Here is a 9,596-nt window from a genome sequence, read left to right as displayed (position 1 = left end):
CGCTTTTTCTTTCCCCCGCTTCGCTCCTCCAAGAAAAAGCGGTGCCTCGCTCGGGGCTTCGTGTCCCTCCGCTTCGCTCCGGGGCACGAAGCCCCCGCTTGCGGCTCCGCCGCTCTCCGCGCTTCGCGCGTCGATCACGGGGGTGGGACTGGGTCGGGGGCGCTGACGCGCCTGGGGTGGGTGGGTGGGGTTGCCCATCTCGTTTGTTACCTGAACACGTGTCAGATCACATCGTGGATCACTTGAATGACTCGATCAAGGAGTTCTAGGGTCCGGCCCATGGCCACCATCAGTTCCGCCGTGCCCGATGACGCTCTTGCCGCCATGACCGCCCCGGGCGGTCCGTTCGCGCTGGTCGAGGAGGACGTTCTGGGCGTTCCGATGCGGGTGCTGGCCGATCGGCCCCGGTCGCTCACCGCGTTCGTCGAGCGGGCCGCTCGGTTCGGCGATCGCGAGTTTCTCGTGTACGAGGACCGGCGGATCGGCTTCGCCGAACACGTGCGCGACATCGCCTCCACCGCGCTCGCGCTGCGCGAGCGCTACGGGATCGGCCCGGGCGACCGGGTCGCGATCCTGGCGGCCAACCGGCCGGAATGGCTGACGGTGTTTCAGGCCACCGCGGCGCTGGGCGCGATCACCGTCGGAATGAACGGATGGTGGGCCGCCGACGAGATCCGCTACGGCGTCCGGGACTGCGCGCCCAAGCTGCTGGTGGCCGACCGACGCCGCCTGGAGCGGCTGGGCGGCGCGTCGGAGGCCGCGCGGAGCCTGGGTGTACCCGTGGTGGAGATCGAGGCCGACTGCGCCGCCCTGGCGGCGTACGCGCCCGCCGCCGAACTGCCGCCCGGCGCGGCCGACGAGGACGACCCGGCGCTGATCCTGTACACCTCCGGCACCACCGGGCGGCCCAAGGGTGCCGTGCTGACCCACCGCAACGTGGTCGGAATGCAGAACCTCCAGGCGCTGCTGGCCGCCCGGGCGACCGCACACGTGCCCGCCGAGGTGCTCGCCCAGGCGCCGCCCGGGCGGTGGCTGGTGAACAGCCCGTTCTTCCACGTCTCGGGCCTGCTCGCGGGCGCGGTGGCGGCGCTGGCCGGCGGGCAGACCATGGTGCTCTACAGCGGCCGGTTCGAGGTACCGGCCCTGCTCGAACTGATCGAACGCGAGCGCTGCACCACGTGGTCGCTGGTGCCCACGCTGGGCTGGCGGGTCGCCAACCACCCGGACACGCCGAAGTACGACCTGTCCTCGATCACCCGGTTGGGCGGCGGCAGCGCGGCCTTCTCGCCCGAACTGGTGCGCCGGCTCCAGGAGGTGTTCCCGAACGCGAAGGGCGCGTTCGGCGTCGGGTACGGGCTGACCGAGTCCGGCGGCGTGGCCACCACCGCGGGCGTCCGGCAACTGGAGGGCGAGCCGGGTGCGATCGGGGTGGCGGTGCCGACCGTGGAGGTGACGGTGCACGACCAGGACGGCACCCGGCAACCGGACGGCGTCGAGGGCGAGTTGTGGATCCGCAGCCCGCTGGTGATGCGCGGCTACTGGCGCAACGACGAAGCCACCGCGAAGGCGCTCACGCCGGATCGTCGGCTGCGCACCGGCGACCTCGGCTACACCCGCGAGGGCCGGCTCTACCTGGCCACCCGACGCAGCGACCTGATCCTGCGCGGCGGGGAGAACGTCTACCCGGCAGAGATCGAACACTGCCTGGACGCGCACCCCGAGGTGGCCGAGTCGGTGGTGGTCGGCGTACCGCACCCGGAATGGGGCGAGGAGGTCAAGGCGATCGTGGTGCCGGCCCGGGGCGCGACGCTCACCGCCGAACGACTCGGTGCCTATGTCGCGGAGCGCCTGGCGCACTTCAAGGTGCCCGCGTACTGGGAACTGCGCGACGAACCGCTGCCCCGGACGCCGACCGGCAAGGTGATCCGCGCGGTGGCCACCGGGGCCAAGCAGGCCGACCTGGTCGAGGAGTGAGCACCCGCGAGCGGGCCGGCGGTGATTCGCCGGCCCGCTCGCGTGCCGTGCCCGGGCAGTCGTGCCGGGTCGGGCCCGGTCAGTCGTTCTTGTGCAGTTCCTCGTTCAGCGCGCCCCACGACTTGGTCCGGGCGATCGCCTCGATCGTGCCGGTGACCGAGTTGCGGCGGAACAGCAGGCCGTCCCGGCCGGAGAGCTCGGCGGCCTTGACCACCTTGCCGTCCGGCGTGGTGACCCGGGTGCCGGCGGTGATGTAGCAGCCCGCCTCGACCACGCAGTCGTCGCCGAGCGAGATGCCGATGCCCGCGTTGGCGCCGAGCAGGCAGCGCTCGCCGACCGAGATGGTCTCCTTGCCGCCGCCGGACAGCGTGCCCATGATCGAGGAGCCGCCGCCGACGTCGCTGTGGTCGCCCACCACGACACCCGCGCTGATCCGGCCCTCGACCATCGAGGCGCCCAGCGTGCCGGCGTTGAAGTTGCAGAAGCCCTCGTGCATCACGGTCGTGCCGGGCGCCAGGTGCGCGCCCAGGCGGACCCGGGTGGTGTCGGCGATCCGCACGCCGCTCGGCACCACGAACTCGGTCATCCGGGGGAACTTGTCCACGCCGGCCACCTCGAACGGAACCCGCGCGGCCCGGGCACGCAGCCGGGCGGCGTCCACGCCGTCGACCGGGACCGCGCCCAGGTTGGTCCACACGACATTCGGCAGCACGCCGAACAGACCTTCCAGGCTCTGCCCGTGCGGGCGGACCAGGCGGTGGCTGAGCAGGTGCAGGCGCAGGTACGCGTCGTGGGTGTCCACCGGCGCGGCGGCCAGCGACGCGATCACCGTGCGCACGGCGACGACCTCGACCCCGCGCACCGCGTCGGCGCCCAGGCCGGCGGCGGCGTCGGCGCCGAGCGCCTCGATCGCCTCGTCGGCGGACAGGCGTACGGTCTCGGCCTTGCCGTCGGCGTCGCCCGCGGTCAGCTCGGGCGCGGGGTACCAGGTGTCCAGGACGGTGCCGTCGGCAGCGATCGTCGCGAGACCTGCGGCGACGGCACCAACGGTGGAGGAATCAGCAGTGTCGATCACCCCGCTACCGTACCGGGGGTCGGGGCCGACGCCCATCGCCGGTCGGCCCGCGTCCCGATCCGCTTTTCTTTCGTCCGACGCCCCCGCGCGCGGCTACTCCGGCTCGGGTCGTCGGGTCGGGCCCTCGCGGAACGGCCAGGTCTCGGAACGATCGCCGTCCGTCTCCGGTCGGGCCTCGCCGCGATGCGGGATGCCGAACGGGCTGTAGCCGCCGGTGTACTCGTCGACCCACTCGTCCGCCTCGGCGCGCCCGTGGTCGACCGGCGGCAGCGCGGTGCCGCCGACCAGCGCCTCGACCATCTCCGCGGCCCGGGTCTGCAACGGGATCGCGCCACAGGCCATGGCGGTGTCCCGGGCCCGTTCCAACTCGCCGATCGCGTCCGGCTTGTGGCCGTCCTTGCGCAGCCGGTCGCCGTACGCGAGCAGCGCCTTGGCGTACTCGTAGTTGGCGCCGACGCCCTCCAGCGCGACCGCCGCGTCCCACAGCGCCTGTTGCGCGTTGACGTTGTCCTCGATGATCCCGGCCACCCGCTTGGCCTGGCCCGCGGCCACCGGCGCGTAGAAGGTGTCGGCACGGGCGACGGCCTGCCTGGCCACCTCCTGGGCCAGCTTCTTGTTCTGCCGCGGGCCCTCGGCGTTCAACGCCTCGGCGAGCAGCAGGCCCCACGGGCACCACGCGGGGTTGTCCATGCCGCGTGCGCGCAGCCGTTCGCCGAGCTCGGTCAGCGGCTGGATCACTTCCTCGTGCCTGCCCTGGGCGATCCGCAACTCGGCGAGCACGATGGTGGGGACCGGCAACACGCGGGCGGCCTGATTGGCGCGTGCGGGATCGTCGAAGCCGATCCTCCGCGCCTGCCGCTCGGCCTCGTCGAGGTCGCCCAGCGCGATCAGGGTCTGGATCAGCACCCCCGCCGCGTACCACTTCGAGGGTGTCTCCTCGCCGAGTTTGAGAGCCATGTCCAGGCCGGTCTCGGCCTGCTCACGAGCCTCCTTGAGCCTGCCCATCCGGTAGTACAACATCGCCCGGAAGGCGTGGCCGTAGGACAGGTGCGCACGTTGGCGTCCGTTGTCGCGCAGCTCGGCCATGCCGCTCTCGAGGAGTTCGTGGGCCTCCTTGAACAGGTCGCAGTAGATGAAGGTCAGGGTGAGCACCATCGGGATCTCGAAGCCCCAACCGTCCTCGACCCAACTGAATCCGGGACGCTCCTTGTTCGGATCCTCCGGTCCCAGTGCCGCGCGGGCGAACTTGGTGGTGGTCTGGAGTCGTCGTCCGGTGAGCACGCCGTACCACGCGACCAGGGCGAACAGCGAGTAGTTCGTCCGGGTGGTGGCGCCCTCGGTGTTCAGTCGCACGGTCAGCCGCTGCAGGTTGTGGGCCCGCGAGGCGAAGGCGGTGTCGTCCTCCCAGAAGGCGGCCCACATGAACAGGTCGGCGTAAAGCCTGGGGCGTTTGCCGATCGGGGTGATCTCGATCTCCCGCTCCAGGAGCTTGATGCTCTTGGGCAGGTGACCACTGAACGCGAGCGAGCGGCCGAGCTCGACGACGATGTTGGTGTGCAGGTCCGTCCCTGGTTCGCCGGACTCCGCGAGCGCCTTGGTCAGCGGTTCGAGGCTGGCCGGGGGATCGTTGACGAACAGCGCGCGGCCGATGTTGTAGTGCAGCCTGGCGTGCATGTGCCGGGGCGCGAGCTCGGCCAGCGCGTGTTCGAGGTAGGTCACGCCCGCCTCCGGGACACCGGAGGCCAGGCACTCGCGGGCCGCCTCCACCATGATGTTCGCGGCCCACTCGTCCTTGAGCCCGACCATTTTCAGCGCGTGCGTCGCGGCGGTCTGCGCGGAGAAGCGGTCCGCGCGCAACATCCGGGCCGTCTTCGCGTGCATCGCGCAGCGCTCGTTCGGTTCGAAGCAGAAGCGGTAGACCGCGAGTCGCACCAGCGGGTGGGTGAAAGCCAGGTTCGAGGGGCTGTCGGGGACCCAGGTGAGAATCTCCTGCTTGTACAGATCATCCGCGGCGGTGACGATGGCCGAATGGGTCAATCCGGTGAGCTCGACCGCGCGGTCGATCGTCACGTGTGGCGTCAGGATCGCGGCGGCCAGCGCCAGTTGTCGGGAGGCCGGATCGAGCTTGCCGAAACGCTCCTTGAAGTGCTGCTCGGCGTAGGCCTGGGCGGCGTGCTGTTCCATGGCGGCGCCGTGTCGGGGCAGCGCGGCCTCGACCGGTTCGATCCCGGACGACTCGACGAACCGCAACAGTTCCCGCAGGATCTGCGGTTCGCCGCCGCAGTAGCGGTGGCAGTGCTCGGCGAACGCGTCGTCGACCCGCGCGTCGGGAAAGCGGTGCCGGATCACGGCCGCGGTGCTCGCCGCGCTCAGCGCGGTCAGTTTGGTGGCGGCGCGGCCCGCGACGGCGTCGAGCGTGCGCAGCGAGCCCTCCAGCGCCGCGTCGTACTCGTCCGGGCGATAGGACACCACCATCAGGACCGGGAAGTCGCGCACCTTCATCGCGAATTGCGCGAGCCACCCCATCGACGACGGGTCGGCCCAGTGCACGTCGTCGATGACCATGATCAGCGGCGCGTACTCCTGCACGTAGCCGCGGAGTACGGCGTCGAGGGCGGACAGCACGTTCTCCGGGTCCGGCGACTCCCCGGGCTGACGCGGACTCATGCCGAAGATCGGTCCGAGGATTCCGTACCACTCGCCGAGTCGTTGCTTTTGGCTCGCCTTGTCCAGGTTGTGCAGATCCCGGAACAGTCGCTTCACCAGACCGTAGACCCGGACCTTCTCCAGGTCGTACCCCGTCACGTGCAGCGTGGTGAAGCCCTCGGCCTCGGCGGTGCGCCTGGCCCACGCGAGTATGGCCGACTTGCCCATGCCGGCCTGGCCGGTGACCACCGTGACCCGACCCTCGCCGGTCTCGCGCACCGCCGCCAACCGGTCGCGGATTTCGCGTTGCAGGAAGTCGCGCTCGACGAGGGGCATGGGCTCCGTCCCGGACACCATGTTTTGTGTGTTCTCGCGGCCCAGGTCACCCGGGTTCGGTGCCGTGCGTGGTGCCGTCATCGCGCAACCTTTCTGCCGTGCGTCCCACCCCGAGCCCGCGCGGAACGATTACGCGCCGTGGCGGATCACTTGCGCTACCCATCCTGCGCCAATCACGCAAGCCCTGTCCCCGACTTGGCCGAGAAGTCCTGTCGACGTCCTCTCCCCACCTGGCACCTTTCCGTCGGCGAACGCGTGTGCGACCGATTCGGCAACCGCGCACTTGGTGCGCGAGCATGCAGCCAACGCTCGTCCTCGAACGCCGACGGGCTCGACGAAGTACGTTCGGAACGGAAAGGCCGTGACACCCGTGTTGGGACCGCAGATCGGTGTACCCGTGACTCCTGCCGCGTCGATGCGAATGCCCCCGGAGTCGGGGGAGTTGCGCTATCAGCGCTGTGGCGCGTGCGAGGCGGCGAACTTCACCCCCACCGAGATGTGTCGGGGCTGCTCGTCGCGCGCGCTGCACTGGGCCACCAGTGCCGGGCGCGGCAGTGTGTACAGCTGGACCGTGGTGAGCCGGCCCGCCGCGCGCGAACTCGGCGATCCCTACGCGGTGGCGATCGTGGACCTGGACGAGGGCTATCGCATGCTCACCAACCTGGTCGAGGTGGAACCGGCCGAGATCCACTCGGGGATGCGGGTGCGGGTGGACCTGCGGACCACGGGGGAGGAGCGGGTGCTGCCGTTCTTCACGCCTGATCGGAGCTGAACCCCCGATCGGCGCCGAGCCCTTGGTCCGAGCCGAACCCTTCTTCGAAGGCGGGCCCTTGATCGAAGACGAACCTTTGATCGAAGACGAGCTCCTGATCGAAGGCGAGCCTCCGATCGGAGCCGAGTCCCCCGGCCGGCCCGAGCCCTCGGCGGGAGTCGGCGTGCCGGCCGGGGGCGAACTCGCGCTCGGAGTCGGCACGTCGACCCGGACCGGTCCCCTGGACGAACGCGTCCCCCCGGCCGGACTCGTCCGCCGGATCGGGCGGGCGCGCCGCCGGCGGCCTGCGCGTTCCCGGTGACCGGGTGCGGGCGGCGAACCGGTCGGGGTGGAAGTCGGCGCCCGGGATGTCCGGTCGGCCGCTGGCCCCGTCGCACAGCAGGTCGGCCACCAGCGTGCCCACCGCGGGCACGATGCCCAGCCCGTGCTCGCCGCACCCGGCCGCGACGAACAGCCCGTCGGGGCCCACCGATCCGATCAGCGGCAGGTGGTCGGGCCCGGCGTCGTGCCGGGTGCCGAACGCGGCCACCGGCGCGATCTCGCGAAAGCCGGGGAGGCGGGCGGCGAGATGTGCCGCGGCGCGCGCGGTGAGCTCGTCGTCGAACGCGTCCGCGGCCGGGTCGAGCGCGCCGAGCAGTAGTTGCCCCGGGCCGTCCGGGCGCAGGTAGCGCCGGTGCGGCAGATCCACCAGGACCGGCCGCTCGTCGACGGCCCGGCCCACCCGCACCCGGACCGCGAACTCGCGGGCGGCGCGCACCGGCAGGGTCACCCCCAGCGGCTCCACGAACGCGGGCGAGTCGGCGCCCGCGGCCACCACGACCGTGCCGGTGGCCACCTCGCGGCCGTCGCTCAGCCGAACCCCGGTGATCCGGTCCCGGGTCGCCGACACGCTCACCACCGGCGCGCACGGCAGGATCGCGGCGCCGCCGTGGCGGGCCGCCCGGGCGAAGGCGCGCGCGGTGCGCCTGGTGTCGGCGTACCCGCCGCGCGGCTCGTGCGCGAAGGCGGCGAAGTCCCGGACGGCGAGCTCCGGCCACCGTGCCGCGACCGCGTCCGCGGCCACCCGCGCGACGTCGATCCCGAGCGCGCGGCGCATCGCGATGCCCGCGTCCAGGGCGCCGAGATCGGCGGCGGTCACGCCGACGAGCCGACCGCACCGGCGGTACCCGACATCCTCGCCGAGCACGTCGGTCGCGTCCTCGAACAGGTGGGTGCCCGCCCAGGCCATCGCCGCCAGCGCGGGCACCGTGGCGGAGCAGTGCACGGCACCTCCGCCGGGTCCCGGGTCGCCGGTCGACCCGGGCGGGCCCGAACCGCCGGCACCCGCCGCGCACACGATCACGTCGCGCACACCGCGCCGGGTGAACGCGTACGCGATCGCCATGCCCTCGGGACCGGCCCCGACGATCACCACATCGGCCGCCGGAGTGCCCGGCCTCACCGGGTCACCCCCGCGGCTGCCGGTCGGCCGGTGCGCCGAAACGCGGTCGTACGGTCTCGTGTCGTCATCTCGCGCCGTCACCTGAGTCGAGGGTGGCCGGTCCCGCTACCGGAACCGATGTCGCCCGGAGTGAACCGCGCGGCCGTTTCCGGCTTTCGACGCGAGCGTAACGGAGGTGTTACGCACGGTGGCGCGAGCAGGCGCGGCGGCAGCGCCGGGCGGTGAGCGTCACTCGAACGGTCGCGGTGCCCAGGCGTCGGATCAGTTCGACGTGCGCGGCGCCGCCGCACGAGGGTGCGAGAAGTGTCATGCCGGGAACCTTATACCCCCTGGGGGTAGGCGGCGGTTAGGATTCGATTCCGGTGGGGGTCGCGGCATCGACGCGATCACCTCGGGTAATCGTTGGGACAGGGCCCGTCGGGGTCGCAGGCAGCACGACGAGGAGGCGCGATGACCACCACCGCTATCGCCGCATTGGTCACGTTGTCCGTCGGCGCTCTCGGCTGCCTGTGGTTGCTCACCCGGGGGCGCCGTGCCGAGCGGATGACCGCGGCCGTGCTGATGTGCATGTTCGCGTCGCTCGCGCTGGTGTTCTACTCGATCGGCCAGGGCGGGATGGGCGCGTTGGACGCCGCGCTCCTGCTCGGCGTCGCGGCGCCCGCAGGCACGCTGATGGTCGCGGCGCGCGGGCGCGGCCCGGGTCGCGCGGCCGGCGGTCGCGACCACCGGGCACGCTGACCACCGGCCGCGGCGACCGCGGCCCGCGTCGATCGGGGCGCGATCAGGTCTTGTCGCCGCCGCGGCGCAACAGGAAGGTCACGCACAACCACACCAGCGTGGTGGTGCAGCCCATGATGATCAGCGCGAAGGCGATCACCACCAGGTAGACGCCGGACGTGGTGGCCAGTGCCGCGAACACCGCCGCGAACAGCACCACCAGCAGCAGCACGTGCCATGTGCCGGAGAGCGTCGGCCGACGCATCCTGCGGCGGGCCCGCTTCGAGGCCGGCATCGAGCCCGCGCCCGGAACGACACGGCCGCGCGCGCCGGTCCGCCTGCGGTTGCGGGAAGGACGCATGGTACGAAGCGCCAGGTCCAGCTCCTGGTCCTTGCGCAGTTCGTACTCGATCTCCTCCAGCATCCGCCGCTCGCTCGGCGTTAGACGCACTTCCTCCATCATGTCGTTCGCCCCCTACTGCAGCCCCGGCCGCATCCCTCGAGCACCGCCGAACGGCCCGGGCGTCGCGGCAGGGACAGCCGACGGCGCGAGCCGTACTCAGAGGGTCCCCCGCAGGTGGCGATGTGACACCTGGCAGAACGAGAGATGACAGGTGGTGATATTTCCTTTGAGT

At 71.9% G+C, this 9,596-nt stretch carries 8 protein-coding genes; 3 read left to right on the top strand and 5 right to left on the bottom strand.

All coding sequences use genetic code 11. The annotated features are described in order from the left end of the window. The first annotated feature begins 279 nt into the window (after window positions 1-279). Window positions 280-1,974, top strand: a complete 1,695-nt coding sequence (locus ACIBSV_RS32070; RefSeq protein WP_395869244.1) for a class I adenylate-forming enzyme family protein — start codon at window positions 280-282, stop codon at window positions 1,972-1,974. Between the two features lie 79 nt (window positions 1,975-2,053). Here the strand turns inward: ACIBSV_RS32070 and dapD are convergent, their stop codons facing one another. Together dapD and ACIBSV_RS32060 are read right to left on the bottom strand one after the other, a co-directional pair. Continuing rightward, window positions 2,054-3,085 (bottom strand): 2,3,4,5-tetrahydropyridine-2,6-dicarboxylate N-succinyltransferase, encoded by a 1,032-nt coding sequence (gene dapD, locus ACIBSV_RS32065; protein ID WP_395869242.1) that lies wholly within the window; start codon window positions 3,083-3,085, stop codon window positions 2,054-2,056. 57 nt (window positions 3,086-3,142) lie between these two features. Beyond that, window positions 3,143-6,112, bottom strand: coding sequence for an ATP-binding protein (locus ACIBSV_RS32060; RefSeq protein ID WP_395869241.1), 2,970 nt, complete (start codon window positions 6,110-6,112; stop codon window positions 3,143-3,145). A gap of 280 nt (window positions 6,113-6,392) precedes the next feature. Between ACIBSV_RS32060 and ACIBSV_RS32055 the strand changes: the two genes are divergently transcribed. Beyond that, complete coding sequence (locus ACIBSV_RS32055; RefSeq protein ID WP_395869239.1) at window positions 6,393-6,803, top strand: Zn-ribbon domain-containing OB-fold protein; 411 nt, start codon at window positions 6,393-6,395, stop codon at window positions 6,801-6,803. Here ACIBSV_RS32055 and ACIBSV_RS32050 read toward each other — a convergent pair. Both ACIBSV_RS32050 and ACIBSV_RS32045 read right to left on the bottom strand, forming a co-directional pair. After that, window positions 6,784-8,244, bottom strand: coding sequence for an NAD(P)/FAD-dependent oxidoreductase (locus ACIBSV_RS32050; protein ID WP_395869237.1), 1,461 nt, complete (start codon window positions 8,242-8,244; stop codon window positions 6,784-6,786). The genes ACIBSV_RS32055 and ACIBSV_RS32050 overlap by 20 nt on opposite strands. 178 nt (window positions 8,245-8,422) lie before the next feature. Then, complete coding sequence (locus tag ACIBSV_RS32045) at window positions 8,423-8,554, bottom strand: hypothetical protein (RefSeq protein WP_395869235.1); 132 nt, start codon at window positions 8,552-8,554, stop codon at window positions 8,423-8,425. Between the two features lie 140 nt (window positions 8,555-8,694). Here ACIBSV_RS32045 and ACIBSV_RS32040 point away from each other — a divergent pair, with 140 nt between their 5' ends. After that, window positions 8,695-8,982 carry a hypothetical protein gene (locus ACIBSV_RS32040; RefSeq protein WP_395869233.1) on the top strand — a complete coding sequence of 96 codons (288 nt, stop codon included), beginning with the start codon at window positions 8,695-8,697 and terminating at the stop codon, window positions 8,980-8,982. A 43-nt stretch (window positions 8,983-9,025) separates the two neighbouring features. Here the strand turns inward: ACIBSV_RS32040 and ACIBSV_RS32035 are convergent, their stop codons facing one another. Beyond that, window positions 9,026-9,424: a hypothetical protein gene (locus ACIBSV_RS32035; protein ID WP_395869231.1), complete on the bottom strand. Its 399-nt coding sequence runs from the start codon at window positions 9,422-9,424 to the stop codon at window positions 9,026-9,028. Window positions 9,425-9,596 lie beyond the last annotated feature (172 nt).

This window comes from Embleya sp. NPDC050154, from assembly GCF_044460165.1.
In the GTDB taxonomy this organism is placed as follows: Bacteria; Actinomycetota; Actinomycetes; order Streptomycetales; family Streptomycetaceae; genus Embleya.
The sequence above is the reverse complement of the archived record's forward strand: the minus strand, read 5'-3'. Positions and strand labels throughout refer to the sequence as shown.